The sequence below is a fragment of the Rhabdobacter roseus genome (genome assembly GCF_014202275.1).
GTDB lineage: Bacteria > Bacteroidota > Bacteroidia > Cytophagales > Spirosomataceae > Rhabdobacter > Rhabdobacter roseus.
This window is the reverse complement of record NZ_JACHGF010000004.1, coordinates 5,197-22,830: the sequence shown is the minus strand read 5'-3', so window position 1 is coordinate 22,830 and position 17,634 is coordinate 5,197. Positions and strand designations below refer to the sequence as shown.

General features: G+C 56.5%; 14 protein-coding genes and 1 tRNA gene. 6 read left to right on the top strand and 9 right to left on the bottom strand.

Features of this window, described 5'->3' with window-relative positions; all coding sequences use genetic code 11:
- The 3 genes from HNQ92_RS13995 to hpt form a co-directional block, all read right to left on the bottom strand.
- The coding region (locus HNQ92_RS13995; RefSeq protein ID WP_184174680.1) for a fasciclin domain-containing protein at positions 1-1,332 on the bottom strand (1,332 nt) is incomplete at its 3' end.
- Between the two features lie 691 nt (positions 1,333-2,023).
- Positions 2,024-2,108 (bottom strand) — tRNA-Leu (locus HNQ92_RS13990).
- A 98-nt stretch (positions 2,109-2,206) separates the two neighbouring features.
- Positions 2,207-2,737, bottom strand: a complete 531-nt coding sequence (gene hpt, locus HNQ92_RS13985) for a hypoxanthine phosphoribosyltransferase (protein WP_184174679.1) — start codon at positions 2,735-2,737, stop codon at positions 2,207-2,209.
- A 115-nt stretch (positions 2,738-2,852) separates the two neighbouring features.
- Here hpt and HNQ92_RS13980 point away from each other — a divergent pair, with 115 nt between their 5' ends.
- Entirely contained in the window at positions 2,853-4,085 is a 1,233-nt protein-coding gene (locus tag HNQ92_RS13980; protein WP_184174678.1) for a tetratricopeptide repeat protein, read from the top strand.
- Positions 4,086-4,170: 85 nt separating this feature from the next.
- Here the strand turns inward: HNQ92_RS13980 and HNQ92_RS13975 are convergent, their stop codons facing one another.
- Both HNQ92_RS13975 and fcl read right to left on the bottom strand, forming a co-directional pair.
- Positions 4,171-4,632, bottom strand: coding sequence for an Lrp/AsnC family transcriptional regulator (locus HNQ92_RS13975; protein WP_425504289.1), 462 nt, complete (start codon positions 4,630-4,632; stop codon positions 4,171-4,173).
- A gap of 253 nt (positions 4,633-4,885) precedes the next feature.
- Positions 4,886-5,827, bottom strand: a complete 942-nt coding sequence (gene fcl / locus HNQ92_RS13970) for a GDP-L-fucose synthase (RefSeq protein WP_184174676.1) — start codon at positions 5,825-5,827, stop codon at positions 4,886-4,888.
- 97 nt (positions 5,828-5,924) lie between these two features.
- Between fcl and HNQ92_RS13965 the strand changes: the two genes are divergently transcribed.
- Together HNQ92_RS13965 and HNQ92_RS13960 are read left to right on the top strand one after the other, a co-directional pair.
- The gene (locus tag HNQ92_RS13965; protein WP_246440172.1) at positions 5,925-6,950 is read left to right on the top strand and encodes a toxin-antitoxin system YwqK family antitoxin; all 1,026 of its coding nucleotides are present in this window, start codon (positions 5,925-5,927) and stop codon (positions 6,948-6,950) included.
- Positions 6,951-7,023: 73 nt separating this feature from the next.
- Entirely contained in the window at positions 7,024-8,727 is a 1,704-nt protein-coding gene (locus HNQ92_RS13960; RefSeq protein ID WP_184174675.1) for a hypothetical protein, read from the top strand.
- A 34-nt stretch (positions 8,728-8,761) separates the two neighbouring features.
- Here the strand turns inward: HNQ92_RS13960 and HNQ92_RS13955 are convergent, their stop codons facing one another.
- Positions 8,762-10,039 (bottom strand): D-alanyl-D-alanine carboxypeptidase/D-alanyl-D-alanine-endopeptidase, encoded by a 1,278-nt coding sequence (locus HNQ92_RS13955; protein ID WP_184174674.1) that lies wholly within the window; start codon positions 10,037-10,039, stop codon positions 8,762-8,764.
- A gap of 393 nt (positions 10,040-10,432) precedes the next feature.
- Between HNQ92_RS13955 and HNQ92_RS13950 the strand changes: the two genes are divergently transcribed.
- Positions 10,433-12,358, top strand: a complete 1,926-nt coding sequence (locus HNQ92_RS13950; protein ID WP_184174673.1) for a RecQ family ATP-dependent DNA helicase — start codon at positions 10,433-10,435, stop codon at positions 12,356-12,358.
- Entirely contained in the window at positions 12,355-13,791 is a 1,437-nt protein-coding gene (locus HNQ92_RS13945; protein ID WP_184174672.1) for a DUF5723 family protein, read from the top strand. Before HNQ92_RS13950 ends, HNQ92_RS13945 begins: the two co-directional genes overlap by 4 nt.
- A gap of 124 nt (positions 13,792-13,915) precedes the next feature.
- Here HNQ92_RS13945 and HNQ92_RS13940 read toward each other — a convergent pair whose 3' ends face one another.
- From HNQ92_RS13940 to HNQ92_RS13930, 3 genes are all read right to left on the bottom strand, one after another.
- Positions 13,916-14,224: a four-helix bundle copper-binding protein gene (locus HNQ92_RS13940; RefSeq protein WP_246440170.1), complete on the bottom strand. Its 309-nt coding sequence runs from the start codon at positions 14,222-14,224 to the stop codon at positions 13,916-13,918.
- A 374-nt stretch (positions 14,225-14,598) separates the two neighbouring features.
- Entirely contained in the window at positions 14,599-15,036 is a 438-nt protein-coding gene (locus HNQ92_RS13935; protein ID WP_184174670.1) for a hypothetical protein, read from the bottom strand.
- A gap of 387 nt (positions 15,037-15,423) precedes the next feature.
- Positions 15,424-16,788, bottom strand: a complete 1,365-nt coding sequence (locus HNQ92_RS13930) for a dihydroorotase (RefSeq protein WP_184174669.1) — start codon at positions 16,786-16,788, stop codon at positions 15,424-15,426.
- Positions 16,789-17,233: 445 nt separating this feature from the next.
- Between HNQ92_RS13930 and HNQ92_RS13925 the strand changes: the two genes are divergently transcribed.
- Positions 17,234-17,446 (top strand): LPXTG cell wall anchor domain-containing protein, encoded by a 213-nt coding sequence (locus tag HNQ92_RS13925; RefSeq protein ID WP_184174668.1) that lies wholly within the window; start codon positions 17,234-17,236, stop codon positions 17,444-17,446.
- Positions 17,447-17,634: the final 188 nt, after the last annotated feature.

Here is a 17,634-nt window from a genome sequence, read left to right as displayed (position 1 = left end):
GTCAATCACGTGGATCAGCCCGTTGCTGGCTTCCACGTCCGCCAGTACCACGTTGCTGTTGTTGACCTTGATGAGATCGAAGTTGCCAAACACGGCTACCTCCACTTCCTCCCCCTGCAGAGTCGCCGCCCGCTGCCCGTTCCGCAGGCTCCGCGAACCCACCGAGCCCGCTACCACGTGGTACAGCAGAATGCTCCGCAGCTGGTCTTGCGGAATGTCGTCCAGGCTGTTCAGGTTCAGAGCCGCCAGCGCTTTGCCGAAGGCGGCGTTGGTGGGCGCAAACACCGTCAGGGGACCCTCCCCCTGCAGGGCTTCCACCAGACCGGCCTTCTGCACGGCCTGCACCAGGATGCTAAAATCGGGATTGCCCGCCGCTACTTCCACCAGGTTGGGCTTGGCCATCATCAGCATGGGTGGCAAAAGTACCTCGTCAATCACGTGGATCAGCCCGTTGCTGGCTTCCACATCCGCCAGTACTACGTTGCTATTGTTGACCTTGATGAGATCGAAGTTGCCAAACACGGCCACCTCCACTTCCTCCCCCTGCAGAGTCGCCGCCCGCTGCCCGTTCCGCAGGCTCCGCGAACCCACCGAGCCCGCCACCACGTGGTACAGCAGAATGCTCCGCAGCTGGTCTTGCGGAATGTCGTCCAGGCTGTTCAGGTTCAGAGCCGCCAGCGCTTTGCCGAAGGCGGCGTTGGTGGGCGCAAACACCGTCAGGGGACCCTCCCCCTGCAGGGCTTCCACCAGACCGGCCTTCTGCACGGCCTGCACCAGGATGCTAAAATCAGGATTGCCCGCCGCTACTTCCACCAGGTTGGGCTTGGCCATCATTAGCATGGGTGGCAAAAGTACCTCGTCAAGCACGTGGATCAGCCCGTTGCTGGCCTCTACGTCCGCCAGTACTACGTTGCTGTTGTTGACCTTGATCATCTCGAAGTTGCCAAACACGGTGATCTCCACTTCCTCCCCCTGCAAGGTCGCCGCCCGCTGCCCGTTCCGCAGGCTCCGCGAACCCACCGAGCCCGCTACCACGTGGTACAGCAGAATGCTCCGCAACTGGTCTTGCGGAATGTCGTCCAGGCTGTTCAGGTTCAGAGCCGCCAGCGCTTTGCCGAAGGCGGCGTTGGTGGGCGCAAACACCGTCAGGGGACCCTCCCCCTGCAAGGCTTCCACCAGACCGGCCTTCTGCACGGCCTGCACCAGAATGCTAAAATCGGGATTGCCCGCCGCTACTTCCACCAGGTTACCTTGGGCTCGAACCGTCAGGGAGCCAAGGCCCATACACAGGCATGACAAAAGAATAAACTTCCTTAGGATAAATGGTTTCATTGTAGACTGATTTTTAGTTGAATTATAGGTACTTAGAACTTAGGAATACACGCTCGTACAGGACTGTCTTTTGCGAACTTGCATTCTCCAACCTATTTTACTACTCGGATAATACAATCATTTAGCCCTGAAATCATATTGTTTAACTAAGGGTTCATTTTTTTGTTTATAGTTACATAAAAAAAATTAAACAAAAAAATACTAACTATTTCAACGACTGAGAATAATCTATTGGCTATCAAAGTATTATGCTTAAATATTTTTTTACCAGCCAAAGTCTAGTCTCCTAAAGGTACTTTTCCTAAGTACCCAGATCGCAGCTGTAAGTTCCCAAAAAGCGACTTAACGACACGGCTAAGACTACTCAAACTAACTGACAAGGGACTGATAAGTAACTAACTACGTACACAAAGGCTTCAAAAGAACGCTCTGTGCTCATGGAGCAGGGAAAGCCAGAGAAGGAGAAAGGCTCTTGAGATGATAAAATAAGTAATTGATAAGGAAGAAAGGAAAGGGGAGGTAAAGGTGGTGTAAGCGGTCAGGCAATGGTATTAATAGCAGATTATTTGAATTAAACCTAGGCGTTATGCTACCTTTTGTCTAACTTTTATTACACAAATGCCCAAAGTATTTCCAGAAAGCAGCCAATACGGCATAAAAAAAGGCCTTCGAGGTAGGTACCTCGAAGGCCTGGTGACGAAGGCGAGACTCGAACTCGCATGGCCAAAGCCACACGCCCCTGAAACGTGCGTGTCTACCAATTCCACCACTTCGCCGTTTTTCCCGTTGGGAGTGCAAATATACGCTAACTCTTTTTAATTACGCAAGCAGATTTTTTTCCTAAAGTCTACTTTTTACGCTTCGAGCCCCCTTTTTAGTTCGCCAAGACGTAAATGGCATCCAGGTTGCGGCCCTGGCCGTCGTAATCCAGCCCAAAGCCGACCACGAAGCGGTTCTGAATTTCAAAGCCTACGTACCGCAGCGTCACCGACTCCCGAATGGCTTCGGGTTTATAGAGGAGCGTGGCAATCTCAACCGACGACGCCTCCTGCTCCCACAGTTGCTGAACGAGTTGAGCCATGGTCAATCCCGTATCGACGATGTCCTCGACCACCACGACATCCCGGCCTGCCACCGGTTCCTGTAGGCCTAGTACCTGCTTCACGCGGCCCGTTGACTGGGTTTGGGCGTAGGAGGCCAGCCGAATGAACGATACTTCGCAGGGAATGGTAATATGCCGGATCAGATCTGCCGCAAACAGGAAGGCCCCGTTCAGGACCACCACCAGCAACGGCGTACGCCCGGCGTAATCGGTGTTGATCTTATCTGCCAGCTCCGCGATGCGTTGCGCCAGCTGCTCCTTTTCAATAAAAGGTGCAAAAACCTTGTCTTTTACAGTAACCATGTTTTCCTCAGAAGTGGCGCCTAAATTAACGGCTTAATTTGAAAAAGCGTCTTCCCGGTAAACGGAAATTTGGATTCCTGCGTTAGTAAGGACAGATTTTTTTGACAATACATAAATGAAGAAAAGCCTTCTGTACCGGCGGCCCGTCTGGCTCCTGCTGGTACTTATTCTGACGGAATCGCACGCCCAGCTGTACTCCTCAGCGGAGTTGGACAAGCAGTACGACTTGATCCTGCAGAACCCGAGTGTACAGATTGAAGCGACGGAGGCGATCAACCTGCTCTACAACTATAAGTTTGCCGAAGCCGACAAAGAATTTCGCTGGCTCAAGTACCGCTACCCTAACCACCCGATGCCGCACTTTCTGATGGGGCTGGCCGAGTGGTGGAAAATTGTACCGAATACCGAGAATACCTCCTACGACAACCGCCTGCTGGCGCACCTGGACTCCTGCATCGTGCTGGCCGAAAAGCTGTACGATCAAAAAGAAAATAAGGTTGAGCCTGCTTTTTTTCTGGCGGCGGCTTACGCCTTCAAAGGGCGGCTCTACTCCGAGCGGAAAATGTGGACCAAGGCTACTTTTGCGGGCAAGAACGCCCTCAAGTACCTCGATCGCAGCAAGGGCTCTAGTGACCTGAGTCCGGAGCTGCTCTTTGGCGATGGTATCTACAACTACTACGCCGAATGGATTCCGAAGGAGTACCCGCTGCTGAAGTCCATCCTGCTGTTTTTTCCCAAAGGCAACAAGCAGCTAGGTACCATGCAGCTCGAACAAGTATCCAACAATGCTTTCTATACCCGCGTGGAGGCCCGGTACTTTCTGCTCCAGATCTACAGCATGGAAAACGAGTACGGCAAAGCCTACGACATGGCCAAGTACATGTGGCAGACCTTCCCGGACAACCCCTACTTTGAAAGGTACTTCTGCCGCTCGGCTTTTGTGACCGGCCATCGGGTTGAGGCCGAGCAGGCCTCCCGCAACATCCTGGATAAGATCAACCGCGGACTACCCGGCTACGAAGGCGTAAGCGGCCGGAATGCCGCCTACGTGCTGGCCTACTACCACCACCTCTACTACCACGACCTGGACGCCGCGCGGGAATACTACCAGCAGGCCATTAATTTTTCGGTACAAACCAACTCCCTGAACGCGGGCTACTACGTATCGTCGCTGCTGGGGTTAGGGAAAATCGCGGAGGCTCAGAAAAACCGGGAGGAAGCCCAGCGCTACTATAAACTGGCGCTGGACAAGTCCGACCGCAAGTCGAGCCAGCACAGCGACGCCAAAAAGGCCCTGGATAACATGAAAAAGGCCCGGCGCGAAGATCGGCGCGGCGGCCGGAAATAAAGTACCCGTACTTATACAGAAAGAGCCTTGCTGCTTCAGCAAGGCTCTTTCTGTATAAGTACTTCACCCACGCCGGTTGGATCCGTCAGGGGATCGGCAGAATCTTACTTTCCTTGAAGGTAGACAGGATGACCATCGTCTGAGTACTGGCTACTTCTTCGATCTCGTTGATCTTTTCGAGCATGAGCCGCTGGTAGGTACTTATATCTTTTGAGATAACCTTCAGCAGGAAATCACCGGTGCCCGTAATGTGGTGGCATTCGATGATCTCAGCGATGGAGTTTACTTTTTCCACGAAAGATTCCGTGACGGCTTTTTTATGGCCCACCAACGAAATCTGAACGAAGGTCGTTACACCTAGTCCTACTTTTTCGGGGTCCAGCTGGGCGTGGTAGCTTTTGATGATACCGGCGTTTTCCAGCTTTTTTACCCGCTCTAAGGTAGGAGCCGGCGAGAGGCCTATTTCCTTGGAAAGCTGGGCGTTGGTAATTTTAGCGTTTGATTGCAGTATTTCAAGTACTTTGCGATCAATCTGATCGAGTTTCATGAGGGAAGACATCTCTCTACAACAAAGGTTAACGTTATGTCCAATTTTGATCGCCGCAAAGCTACTGAGTTTCCCGAAGATTCTTGCTACTTAATACTGATATTTTATTAATTTATAAAATTATCGTAGGTTAAAAGTACCTTTCACCTTTCAATATTAGGTTTTAAGGGCCGTAGGCCCAATCGACCTGGATGATCGGCTATCCCGGTAAGGCGCAGGTACCTATGCCCGCCAAGTACCCCCTTCCAGAAAATCAGACCGCATAGGTGGCTATTTTTTCCAGAAAGTCCTGGTACGTCCTCCGAATCCCTTCGTCCAGCTCCACCCGGTGCTTCCAGCCCAGCGCATGGAGCTTGGTCACGTCCATCAATTTGCGGGGCGTGCCGTCCGGTTTGTCGGTATTCCAATGTACCTCGCCCTCGTAGCCAACGACTCCGCGGATGAGCTCGGCCAGCGTGCGGATGGATACGTCGTCGCCCACCCCGATATTGACAAAGCCCGGCTCACTGTAGTGTTGCATCAGGTAGTAGCAGGCATCGGCCAGGTCGTCGGCGTGCATGAACTCCCGCCGGGGGGTACCTGTTCCCCACAGCTCTACGCGCGGCTTTCCTTCCACCCGCGCTTCGTGAAACTTCCGGATCATGGCCGGTAGTACGTGGGAGTTCGTCAGGTCGTAGTTGTCGTTAGGGCCGTAGAGATTGGTAGGCATCACCGAAATAAAATCGCAGCCGTACTGGCTCCGGTAGGCCTCGCAGAGCTTGATGCCCGCGATCTTGGCGATGGCGTAGGGTTCGTTGGTGGGCTCCAGGGTACCCGTCAGCAGGTAGTCTTCGCGCAGCGGCTGGGGGGCCATTTTGGGATAAATGCAGGATGAACCCAGAAAGAGCAGTTTTTTTACGCCCGTACGGTAGGCACTGTCGATCACGTTGTTCTGAATCTGCAGGTTGTCGTACAGGAATTCCGCCCGGTAGGTATTGTTAGCCACAATACCGCCTACTTTGGCCGCCGCCAGAAAAACGTAGTCGGGCCGTTCGGTGGCAAAAAAGTCCCGCACGGCCACCTGGTCGCGCAGGTCGAGCTCGGAGGATGTACGAAACACAAAACGGGAGAAGCCTTCGGCCAGTAGTTTGCGGTGAAGTGCCGAGCCCACCATGCCCCGGTGGCCGGCAATGTATATCGTTGCGTTTTTTTCCAAGGTAAAGCAAAAGTTTATTTCTTTGTAAATCAATAACCCAGGGTCATTTTCGTTACAAAAGTAATCATATTTGACCCGAAGAAAAATTCAAGTGTTTATGCATAGAGCCGTGATCGGGTGGTGTATGCTGGGGATGAGCCTGTCTCCCTGGGCCTGGGCCCAAACCGAAAAAGCCGGTAAAACGGCGACCAGCCGGGTTCGGCAGGCGCAGGCCCAAAGCGATACCTTACGCACCGCGCTACAAAAATCCACGGGGCTAAGCCTGGAAACGCCGGGCCTGGCTCCTAGTGCGTCCGTGGCCCTACCCGGTGGCAAGGGCAAAACAACGACGCTCTCTTCCCTGCTCGGCGAGACCCTGCCCGACCTGGGCCTCAAGGCCAAGTCGTTCAAAGATCAGAAGGCTGAGCGCCGCCGCAAAAGCCAGAAGGCCAAACTAGCCAAGGTACAGTACAACGGCATTCCCATGCAAAAAATGTCCGTTAAGTACGGCAGCGGCGACCGGGCCACGATCGAGGAATTTCACGTTTTGAAGGAGTACCAACCCATCGACGAGCGGGTACGCTCCCCCCAAACCCGCTGGTACGATCCCAAGAGCCGGAAGCTGAATTCGTCGGTTGTGAAGGACAAAAGCCGGTCCTTGCCCCTGCATGGCCCCTACAAGCGCTACGTGGCCGGGCACCTCATCGAGGAAGGCTACTACCACCAGGGGACTAAAGACGGACGCTGGGTGCGCTACGACGCCAACTACAATTTACTGGACAAAGCCCACTGGCAGCACGGCTTTCCGGCCGAATCGCGCGTGACTTATTACGACTCCGCCCATACTAAAATTAAGGAGGTCATTCCCATTCAGTTTGGAGTCGTGGAAGGCGAGTACCTGCAGTTTTACGACGGCGGGCAGCTCATGACCAACGGCAAGTACGAGCGCGGCGAAAAGGTAGGCCGCTGGATGGAATACTACCAGTTCCGCCGCCAGCGCAAAAAAGAAATACAGTACCCCAAAACCTGCTGGGACGACGAATTTGAGCCCTTCGTATTGCGCGAGTGGGACGACAAAGGCAAGCTCCTCTACGACTCCTCCAAAGACCCCCGAGCCTCGGCCGAAGAAGACGACACAAACTAAGTAGCGCTACGCCTCGTCAAAATCTTTCCTACCTTTGGCGCCCAGATAGGTACTTTGCGTCGACGTTCCGCTCATGGCTGATTTATCCCGTTTTGTTTTTACGCTCCGCCAGCAGCGTTGGCTGGCGGTATTGCTTTGCTTGCTCCCGCTGGGCTTATACGCCTGGACCTTCTCCAAAATTGCCCTCAATGTCAACTACGTAGCGTACGATGACATCACGATTCTGAGTGTCATCCCCGGCTTTGAGGAGGCCACTTGGGCCGAGCGCTGGCAGCGCCTCACGGACCCTTTCCCCGAGCACCGGCTGGTGTTTTCCCGGACGGTCGTGCTGCTGACCTACTACCTTAGCGGCCACGTCAATCTAGTAGGGCTCATGATCGTGGGCAATGTGTGCTGGGCGGGCTGCGCCTACTTTTTTTATCGCGTCTTTCAACGGCTAGGCCTGTCGCTCTGGTACTTTGTGCCGGTGATGTGGCTTTGGTTTAACATCCAGGCCTACGAGAATATCTTCTGGGGCGTGAGCTCCCTCTGCAATTTCGGCGTTTTATTCTTCGCCACGCTGTCCTTGTACAGCGCTACTCACCACCGATCCATCCTCCCCGCGCTGCTGGCGGCCACCGCCGCTACCTTTACCTACGGCAACGGCATTCTGGTGTTTGGGGTGCTGCTTTTGTTGCTTTGGCTTACGGGCCGTCGGCGCGATCTGCTGATCACGGTACTTACCGTAGTGCTCGTTGGGGTACTTTACTTTGCGGGTTTTCCGCAAAAAACCCCCAGCCTCCAGTTTTCGGATCTCCAGCAGGTGCAGGAGGGGCTGGCGGGTTTCTTTGGTTTCATTGGCTCCGTAGCCGCCTTGCCAGCCTACGCCGTGGATTCCTTTCTCTTTACCCTGGCCACAGCGGCAGGGGTCATACTCGTAGGTACCTTCCTCTTTTTATTCCGGCCCTACCTGCTCCCCCTTTTCCGCGCACTTGTGGGCCAGGAGCCGCTTCGGCTTTCGCGGTCGGGGCTCTTCGCGCTGGCGCTTTTTCTTTTTGTGGCCATCACCACGGCCGCCGTAGTCTACAAGCGCATCCCGCTGGGAGGTTTCGAATCCCTCTTCAAGGGGCGCTACCGCATGTATTCTACCCTGATCCTGATCGCCAGCTACCTGGGGGCTTTATCCTGGCTGGCTCCGGCCACTCGCCGGACCTGGGCCCTGGCGGGCCTACCCTTCGCCGTACTGCTCAACCTGACCCTGCTCTACGTCAACTTCGCCGGAGCCGTCAACAACCGCCGCCTGGCCGTGGTGCAGGAGTTCAATACCCGCTACAACGCCGACCTGATGGGGCTACGCATGTTCAACATGAGTCAGGAGTACTTTGAGCAAATCCGCGCCTACTACCAGTCCGACGACCCGCTGGCTGAAGGCTGGAACCCGCGGGCGGCCAGCGCGCAAGTACCCTGCCAGGGTACCTACTTCTTCGATACGCTCTCCCACTACCGGGGCAATCTGGTGACGCAGGCCATGCAGGATTTTTTTGAAGCCGAACAGGACTACACCGACGGTCCCTACGTCATTCTGAAATCCGACCAGCATGTGTACGCTTCCCCGCCCAACCAGTTTGCCGTCCCCCCCACCACCTTGCTGCGCCGCCTGAGGTACTTTGCGCGCGGGGTGCAGGCGTCTTTCTACGAAGAAAGCATCGCGCCGGGACACTACCAGCTCTACCTGCTGGTGCGGTACCAGGGCCGTAACCAAATCTACTGCACCAACCGGAGCTGGACGCAGCCCTAGCACCCGCCGGGGGCGCCCCGCCGAAGGTACCTACCTAGTAGCGCTCGTGCAAACGCGTCAGGATTCGCTCTACTTCCTTGCGGATGTCCGTGGCGGGCCGTACGAAGTTATTATGCATGAAGCTAAAATACAGGAGTCGGCCTTGGCGGGTGAGCAGGTACCCGCTCAGGCTGTAGTTGTTGCTCAATGAACCGCTCTTGGCGTACACAAAGGTACTTTCTTCTCCTTTGAACAGATTTTTCAACGTACCCGTTTTCCCTCCCTGCGCCAGGATGGCAAACAAGCGTTCCTGGGGTACTTTGGCGTAGATTTTATCCAGCAACGCCACGATGGAACGGGGCGTAAAGAGGTTGTAGCGCGAAAGCCCGGAGCCGTCGCGCCAGAGGGGGCGGTCGGGCAGGTCGGCCAGGTGCTGCTCGATGGCGTGCTCGATGGCCCGCGGCGTGTGGAGGGGAAGCTGGTTGGCCGAGGCGTAAAGGAGCATGAGCTGCTCGGCCAGCATGTTGTCGCTGACCTGCATCATGCGGGCGTAGAGCGAATCCGTGGGGATGCTGTATACCGTACGCCAGGGCGCTTTGGTTTCAAAATCTACTACTTCTACGGGTTTTCCCAAAGCCTCGCCCAGCAGCCAGGCCGTGAGGACGGGTGAGGTTCTGATGGGTACATCCTGCTCCAGACCCGCGGGCAGCGCATACAACGAATGCCGGAAAAGGTTGCGTTCGGCCTCGCGCTCAATGCCACTTACGGCCGTGTCCGTGCGCAGGGAGTCGCCCCACAGCCGGGGCGAGGCGTAGAGCCGCCGGGTGGCGTCGCTGGTGAAGCGTACGATGTTTCCGTAGATCGGCAGCGGCGAGCGCTCGGGCTGGTAGTACTCGGTATAGTCGTCCCAGGACCAGCCCGGTCCGAAGCGTTTGTTTTCCGTATTCGCAGCGGTATAAAAGAGCTTCTCGGGACGCGCTTTCAGAAACTCAAGTACCCTACTCGGCGGCAGATCGGGGTGCAGCAGCGACGGGTCGCCCGTGCCCCGGAAAATCAGGCTGTCGCCCCGGAGCCAGTACTGCAGGCCGGGTACCGAATCCCGCAGCGCGCACAGGCCCGCGTAAAAGCTAAACAGCTTGGTATTGGAAGCGGGCGTAAAGTACCGGTCGCCCTGGTAGCTGACCCGTGTCTTTTGCTGGGCCGGATCGTAGATGACCAGCCCCAGGTGGTGCTGGCGCAGCACGTCCGACCGGCGGAGCTCCCGCTGTACCGAGCGAGACATGGAACAGCCCGTCAGGAGAGCGGCCGTCAGTAGGGAAACCAGAAAGCGCATGGAAGGATTTGTTAGAATTCTACGGTAAGATACGTACCGCCGCCTATTTCCCCAAGTACCCTACGGCCCGCCCTCCTTATGTCTAAGTATTTCTTGAATAATTCGCGTGATGGATGTGAACTAGCGGGGTACTTTGCCAGGGACTTCGCGTTGCAAACGCGAACTAGCACGAACTAGCGAGCCTACTATTTGTATCAGAATAAAAGAGGTACCTTAATAGGGGTACTTTAATAAAAGATTTGCGTTGCAAACGCGGACCAGCAAGGAATTCGCGTTACAAACGCGAACTAACAAGTCGAACTAATTAAGCTGGAAACGCCAACTAGCAAGGACGATTTCGCTACTTTGCGCGTTATTAACAAACCATCCCCCAAACGCACAAGTACCCCCTTCATGAACCAGCTGCAGGCGATCCTGAAACAATACTGGGGCCACGAGGCTTTTCGTCCGGTGCAGGAGGAGGCCATTCAGTCGGTACTGGATGGGCGCGATACGCTGGTGCTGCTCCCCACGGGCGGGGGCAAATCCGTTTGCTTCCAGGTACCTACGCTGGCTTCGGAGGGCGTATGCATCGTGGTGACGCCCCTGATTGCCCTTATGAAAGACCAGGTGGAGCAGCTGCGGCGGCGGAACATTCCGGCGGCGGCCATTCACGCCGGGCTCAACCGCCACGAGATCGACATCATACTCGACAACTGCATTCACGGCCACACGCGCTTTCTGTACGTGTCGCCGGAGCGCCTCCGGACCGACATCATGCAGGAGCGTACCAAGCAGATGAAGGTATGCCTGCTGGCCGTCGACGAAGCGCACTGTATTTCGTCCTGGGGCTACGATTTCCGGCCGGCCTACCTGCTCATCGCCGAGTTCCGAACCTTGCTTCCGGGTGTACCCGTCATGGCCCTCACCGCCACGGCTACCGCCGAAGTACAGGCCGACATCCTGGAAAAACTCGAGATGCAACGGCCCCGGGTATTCAAGCAGTCTTTTGCGCGCGCCAACCTCTCCTACTCCACCTTTCGGGAAGAAAGCAAAGAACGGAAGCTGTACCAGATTCTGAGCAAAGTACCCGGTACGGCCATCGTGTACGCCCGCACCCGCAAACGAACCCAGCAGGTGGCCGACTGGCTCAACACCCAGGGCCTACGGGCCGACTACTACCACGCCGGGCTGCCCCACCGCGACCGCTCCGACAAGCAGACCGCCTGGCTCCGCAACCAGGTACGGGTGATGGTGGCCACCAACGCCTTCGGCATGGGCATTGACAAACCCGACGTCCGGACGGTGGTGCACCTGGATCTGCCCAATACCCTCGAAGCCTACTACCAGGAAGCCGGACGGGCCGGACGCGACGGCCGTAAGGCCTACGCGGTGGCACTTTTTAACGCCAAGGACATCGAAGATTTACTTGGCAGCGTGGAGCGCAAGTACCCCCCCGTGGAGCTGGTGCGGCGGGTGTACCAGTCCCTGGCCAACTACTACAAAGTACCCGTGGGCGGGGGAGAACTCGCCAGCTTCGATCTCGACGTCCACGCCTTCACGGGTACCTTCGGCCTGCCGCTTTCCGAAACGCACTTTGCGCTCAAACTCCTGGAAAACGAAGGCTTTCTTCAACTCAGCGAAGAGTACTACGCGTCGGCGAAGCTTCATTTTCTGGTCGATAACCGGCAGCTGTACGACTTCCAGCTGCGCTATCCCGACTACGATGCCTTCGTGAAGCTCGTGCTGCGGATGTACGGGGGGGAGCTTTTTACGGAATACGTCAAGATCTCGGAGATTGAACTAGGCCAGACCTACTACGCCAGCACGAAGGAAGTACAGCAGCGGCTGCGGTTTTTGGAAGAGCGCAGCATCGTAGCCTACCAGCCCCAGCGCGACAAACCCCAGCTTACCTTCCTCACGCCCCGCTTCGACGCCGAGCAACTACCTCTGAATGTGTACGCCATTGGGCGCAAGAAGGAGCTGGACCAGCAAAAAGCGGAGGCGGTGATTCACTACGCACAGCACGAACGGCAGTGTCGCTCCCTGCTGCTGCTCCAGTACTTCAACGAGCACGACGGCCAGCCCTGCGGCCAGTGTGACGTCTGTCTCCGCCAGCGCAAAGCCAGCGCCGGTCACGAAGCCGGGCTTGACCTGAGCCAGCAAATCCTGGTACATTTGCACCAACACGGCTCCCTGGCTCCGCGCGCGCTCAGCCAGGCTTTTCAGCAAGTACCCGAAAAGCAAGTACTTACGGCCCTACGGCACTTACTAGAACGGGAAATTGTGCATTACGACGACCAGGGAAATCTTATTCTCAATCCTAACCACTCGCTATGAAGTACCTCCGCTGGCTTCTTTTGCTGGGTACCTGCGCGGGCCTTAGCCCGGTCCAGGCCCAGCAGGTACCTGGTTTGCAGTACAGCAACTACGGTGGCCTCTACCGGGCTACCTACAACCCCGCCATTCTGGGCGGGTCCCGCTACCGCTGGCAGATCAACCTCACGACCCTGGGAAGTACCATCAACAACCGCTACTTTATTTTCTTTGGTCGCAACGCGCTTTTGTATCCCCTCCTGGCCCCCCATTCCACCGACGAGCTCTACGGCCGTTCGCGTACCATGAGCTCCGTCACGCAGGGCGGGGCCGTCAACCTGGCCAGCGAAATCCGCTGGCCCTCGGTGCTGTTTTCGGTGGGTAAGGCGCACGGCTTCGCCTTCCAGCTGCGCAGCCGGGGCTTTGTGCAGGGCAGTAACATTCCCCGCGCGCTGCAAACCATGTACTTCAGAAGGCTGGACACCCCCGCCACGCCCACGGCCGACGAAGCCTGGGGGGATTTTGGGCTCATGCAGCAAAGCTTTTCGGAAGCCAGCTTTTCGTACGGGCTGCAACTCATCAACCTTCATGCCCATAAGCTTAAGGTAGGAGGTACTTTGAAGCGCGTATTTGGTGCCCGGCTGGGGTACCTGCAGGGCCGCGCCGACCGCTACGCGATCCGGCTCATTCCGGGTACCGAAGATGAAAAAGAATTGACCGTAGAGAACCTCGCCTACGAAAGTGGGTACAGCCACCCCAACCAGGCGCTGCGGCTGGGCGCGCTCTTCAACGCCCGTTCCTACGCCCAGGGTTGGGGCTACGACCTGGGGGCTTCCTACGAGCTGGGCTCCTACTGGAATCGGCTGCAGGAAGAGGACGACGCCCGGCCGGGGTACTTGATCCGGGTAGCGGCCTCCCTCACCGACGTCGGGAGTATCCGGTACCGCACCGCCCAGGGTACCGTGCAGGCGGGACAGCAGCAGCGCGTAACAATCCGGCAGGCGGAACTCGAGACGCTGGGGGACGAAGGCGCCGACGGCTTCGCCCGCCTTTTTCCGGTCCAGCAAGAAAGTACCCTGCTGGGCGACGCGGCTCTACCCGCGGCCCTGCACCTGGAAGTCGATGTCCAGCTCATTAAATCCTTTTTCCTGAACGTGGCCCAGACGCGCCCCTACCAAGCTCCGACTCACCAGGCCCCAGAAAGCGCACTCGCGCTGCGGCAGCCCAACTCCTTTACCGTGACGCCCCGCTTCGAGGACGAAGATTCCGATTTTGCTTTTCCCATTTCTTTTCTGGAAGGTAACGAACGGGTTTCGATTGGCTTTCTGGCGCACTTTGGCCCGCTGCACGTAGGGTTCAGTAACCTGAACGGCCTCCTGAGCCGCAAACCCGGCATGTTGCGCGCTACCTACGCCTACCTGGGGTTTTCGGCCTGGAAGTTCAAGGATAGGAAATAAAAAAGCCCCAATCCTGTTCCCTTTCCCCGGTTGGGAAAGGGAGGATGGAGGCTGCTTTACAAGCTTACTATGTATAAGGGGAGGTACTTTTGAAGTACCCCTAGGCTTTCTTAGCGTAGCACGCTTAGGCCATTACGGCACATTCTTCGGCGCATTCGCGGCAGGCGCGGGCGCATTCCTGGCAATGTTCGTGGTCGTGTTTTTCGCATTCGGCGGCGCAGGCATCACAGAGCTCGGCGCACATGGCGCATATTTTCGCGGAGTAGTCGGAATCGGTGGCGCAGAAACGGGCACACAGGTTACACAATTCGGCGCAGTCGAGGCAGGTCTGGATGCAATTCAGCATGGCTTCATCCGACATCTTGATGGATTCGGTGGCACAGTCGAGGCAGGCGGTGTAGCAAGCCAGGCAGGCTTCTACGCAAGATTTCATCTCTCTTCTCATGGTAGCAGGTTCTTTAAAAGGTCTAGTTGTAGAAGTACAGCCGGGGTACTTTAAAAAACCAAACCCACGTTTTGGCTGCCAAGTACCCTTTCCAAGCCGGAGGTACCTTCGCTTGGCTATAACTCCCTGTTTTTCACTGACCAGCGTTTTGAAAAGAGCCGATCAAAATCCCCTCAGACAGGTTGCTCATGCAGCGCATACCCCCGGGAAGTGGGGAATTCTTTGTACTTTCCGGGCCCCATTCCCCGGTCTTTTACCCAACAAAGATTGGGGAGATAGCGGCCTGTCCGGGCACAAAAAAAGGCTTGATGGATCATCAAGCCTAAAAAGAGGAGGATACACGCAGGGTACTTTCGCCGGGCTTACCAGAGCGCCACGGCGGCAGTAACCAGGTAAGAGATGGTATTGCCCACCAGCGACAGGAAAGTCGCGTCGGCGGGAAGATTTTCTTTCAGTTTGGACTCGGAGCTAAACAGCGACACCCACTTTTCCTGTAGCACCGTTCCTTCCAGGCACACGACCCGTACGATCCAGCCCGCCAGGTGTTGGGTAAAGGATACCGCCTTCACCTCGGGCTTCACCAGCGTCTCTTCGTGGCTCGAATCTGCCGAAACGGCCTTGGCTTTCAGGACCACCGTACGCGGCTGCACCACGACGGGGCTCGCCTTGAGGCTTTTGGCCGAAACGGCTTTTTTGGTTTTTAGCATCTTTTGTGCCGCTACCATATTATGTGAATAACCCGTGGCGTTCACTTGAAGGCTGACCAGCAGCATCAGGATGAGTACTTTCAAGGTTTTCATGGCTTTCATTGGTTTAGTTTCCGGTCTTCTTCTGCTTAATCACGTTACAAAGGTACTTGTTTTTAGGTATCTTGCAATACATAGTACCTTGTTTTTTCTTAAAATTTCTTAATGCCTTGTTTTACCTCATCCGCGCGGCGGCCGCCCCCCGCCCTTCCGTGCGACGGTCCGATCCTACTAGGAGAAGGGGGCTTGTTCTGTATTATTAACTAGGTACTTGGTTTTTTTAAAGGCTTTTTCTTTTTTGGCTAAAGATGCAAACGTGCGATCCGTTGCTCTATGGATGCAAAGGTGGCCCGATTAGTTGCACGGCTCAAGAAAAAAAAGATCAAACCGCCCAAGAAGAGGATGAAGCGTAGCGAATCCGCGACGAACTGCCCAGTAGCGCTAGCGGCTGAAAGCCAGGCGCTGGCCCTGAACGGCCTCGTCAAAGTGACCGGCCTCGTAGGCCAGGTGGCCCGACACCAGCGTGTGCGTGACGCAAGAACCGAAGGTGGTACCTTCAAAAGGCGACCACCCGCACTTGGACCACACGCTTTCGGGCGTTACGAGGGTTGCTTGGTCCAGATCCACCAACACCAGGTCGGCCCAGTACCCTTCGCGCACGTACCCCCGCTCGGCAATCTGAAAGCAATCGGCTACGGCGTGGCTCGTTTTGTCCACGATCCGCTCCAGCGAGATCCGCCCCTGCCGGTGAAACTCCAGCATGACGTTCAGCGAGTGCTGTACCAGCGGCAGCCCGGAGGGAGCCTGCCAGTAGGGCTGCGCCTTTTCGTCGGCGGTATGCGGGGCGTGGTCGGTTGCGATGACGTCGATGCGGTCCTCGAGCAGGGCCTGCAAGATTTTCTCTTTGTGATGCTCCGCCTTAATGGCCGGGTTGCACTTGATGCGGTTACCCAGCTGCCGGTAATCCTCGGCGTCGAACCAAAGGTGGTGCACGCAGGCTTCGGCCGTGATGCGCTTGGGCGAGCCGTCGGCCAGCCGGATTTGCCCGCCCTGGCGGTACCCTACCTCAAACAGCTCCGTTTCTTCGCCCGTCGAAATGTGCAGAATGTGCAGGCGGGTGTCGTGCCGACGGGCCAGCTCCCGGGCAAAGGTGGAGGATTTCACGCAGGCCTCCTCGTTGCGGATGAGCGCGTGGATGTCATAAGGTACCTGGTCGCCGTACTTTTCGCGGTAGTACTCCAGGCGCTGGCGCACCGTGGCCTCGTCCTCGCAGTGGGTCGCCACCAGGCAGGGGGCGTTGGCAAAGAGCCGCGCCAGCACGTCGGGGGCGTCCACCAGCATGTTGCCCGTCGAGGAGCCCATGAATATTTTGATGCCGCACACCCGTTGCGGGTCCGTGCGCATTACTTCTTCGTAGTTGTCGTTGGAAGCCCCCATGAAGAACGAGTAGTTGGCCAGCGAAGTGGCGGCCGCAATCTGGTACTTGTCTTCGAGCAGCGCCTGGGTGAGGGCGTTCGGGACGGTATTGGGCATTTCCATAAAGGACGTAACGCCCCCCGCCACCGCCGCGCGGGCCTCCGTGGCGATGGTGGCCTTGTGGGTCAGCCCCGGCTCCCGAAAATGGACCTGATCGTCGATCAAGCCCGGCAGCAGGTACTTCCCCGCGGCGTCCAGTACGCGATCAGCGGCCTGGTGCTGCAGGTCCGCGCCGATGCACGCGATGCGCCCGTTTTGGATAAGTACATCGACTTCCCGGATCGTTCCTTCGTTGACCAGGCGGGCGTTCAAAATCAGCAGGCTATTCATAAGGCAGGAGGAGCTTGGGTTGGGGGTACTTTCACGCCACAAAAGTAAGGGCCGGGTGGGATACCTGAAAGTACCAGGCGGGTGCACTATAAAGATTGTGGCTCTTTTTCTACAATTCCTTACCGTTACGTATAGGTATGCTTTTAGCAGAGGCTGTGGAATAGTAAACGGCATTCTCCGTTCATGCTAAGGGAAAAATGACCAAAAAAACTTTTCTAGAAATTATAAGTCGGTTTCGTATTTCCGAAATCAATTCCAAATTTCTAGAAATGCCCGCTTTTGCCCTCACGGCCGGGCGGGCCCCGCCCTCGCAACGCCTCTATATTTTGTTAGCCTGCGCAAGGCCAACACACATAAGCTAACAAACTAAAAGGTGGCTTTTGCGATGGCTGATCAAGCGTTGTTATAGCAGTAAAACGTTTCACTTAAACTACCCTTACGTATTATGAAAGTATTTGGAATTATACTGGCCATCGTGGGCATTGCGATGCTGGTTTTTAACGGCTTCAACTATACCCAAAAGGAAAAAGTCGTAGACATCGGACCACTGGAAGTCAACGCCGAAAAAGATAAGCAGGTCTCCTGGCCCACCTACGCCGGAGCCGTTGTGCTCATCGCGGGAATCGGCCTGGTGGTGCTGGATCGGAAAAAGCGGTAGAGCACCTCACCGCGCGGGAGGTGCCACGGTGGCTCCTTCGGCAGCCCCAACCCTCCGGGCGACGGACTATGCGTCCCAGACTACGCGTCCCGGACTACGCGTCCCGGACTACGCGTCCCGGACTACGCGTCCCGGACTACGCGTCCCGGACTACGCGTCCCGGACTACGCGTCCCGGACTACGCGTCA

What these genes read in the sequence shown, in the direction of transcription:
- hpt (WP_184174679.1), bottom strand. Translation starts at nt 2,737, where the DNA reads ATGGTTACTGTAAAAGACAAGGTTTTTGCACCTTTTATTGAAAAGGAG.
- HNQ92_RS13960 (WP_184174675.1), top strand. Translation starts at nt 7,024, where the DNA reads ATGGCTGATTTATCCCGTTTTGTTTTTACGCTCCGCCAGCAGCGTTGG.
- HNQ92_RS13930 (WP_184174669.1), bottom strand. Translation starts at nt 16,788, where the DNA reads ATGAATAGCCTGCTGATTTTGAACGCCCGCCTGGTCAACGAAGGAACG.
- HNQ92_RS13950 (WP_184174673.1), top strand. Translation starts at nt 10,433, where the DNA reads ATGAACCAGCTGCAGGCGATCCTGAAACAATACTGGGGCCACGAGGCT.
- HNQ92_RS13965 (WP_246440172.1), top strand. Translation starts at nt 5,925, where the DNA reads ATGCATAGAGCCGTGATCGGGTGGTGTATGCTGGGGATGAGCCTGTCT.
- HNQ92_RS13925 (WP_184174668.1), top strand. Translation starts at nt 17,234, where the DNA reads ATGAAAGTATTTGGAATTATACTGGCCATCGTGGGCATTGCGATGCTG.
- HNQ92_RS13945 (WP_184174672.1), top strand. Translation starts at nt 12,355, where the DNA reads ATGAAGTACCTCCGCTGGCTTCTTTTGCTGGGTACCTGCGCGGGCCTT.
- HNQ92_RS13935 (WP_184174670.1), bottom strand. Translation starts at nt 15,036, where the DNA reads ATGAAAACCTTGAAAGTACTCATCCTGATGCTGCTGGTCAGCCTTCAA.
- HNQ92_RS13975 (WP_425504289.1), bottom strand. Translation starts at nt 4,632, where the DNA reads ATGAAACTCGATCAGATTGATCGCAAAGTACTTGAAATACTGCAATCA.
- HNQ92_RS13980 (WP_184174678.1), top strand. Translation starts at nt 2,853, where the DNA reads ATGAAGAAAAGCCTTCTGTACCGGCGGCCCGTCTGGCTCCTGCTGGTA.
- HNQ92_RS13955 (WP_184174674.1), bottom strand. Translation starts at nt 10,039, where the DNA reads ATGCGCTTTCTGGTTTCCCTACTGACGGCCGCTCTCCTGACGGGCTGT.
- HNQ92_RS13940 (WP_246440170.1), bottom strand. Translation starts at nt 14,224, where the DNA reads ATGAAATCTTGCGTAGAAGCCTGCCTGGCTTGCTACACCGCCTGCCTC.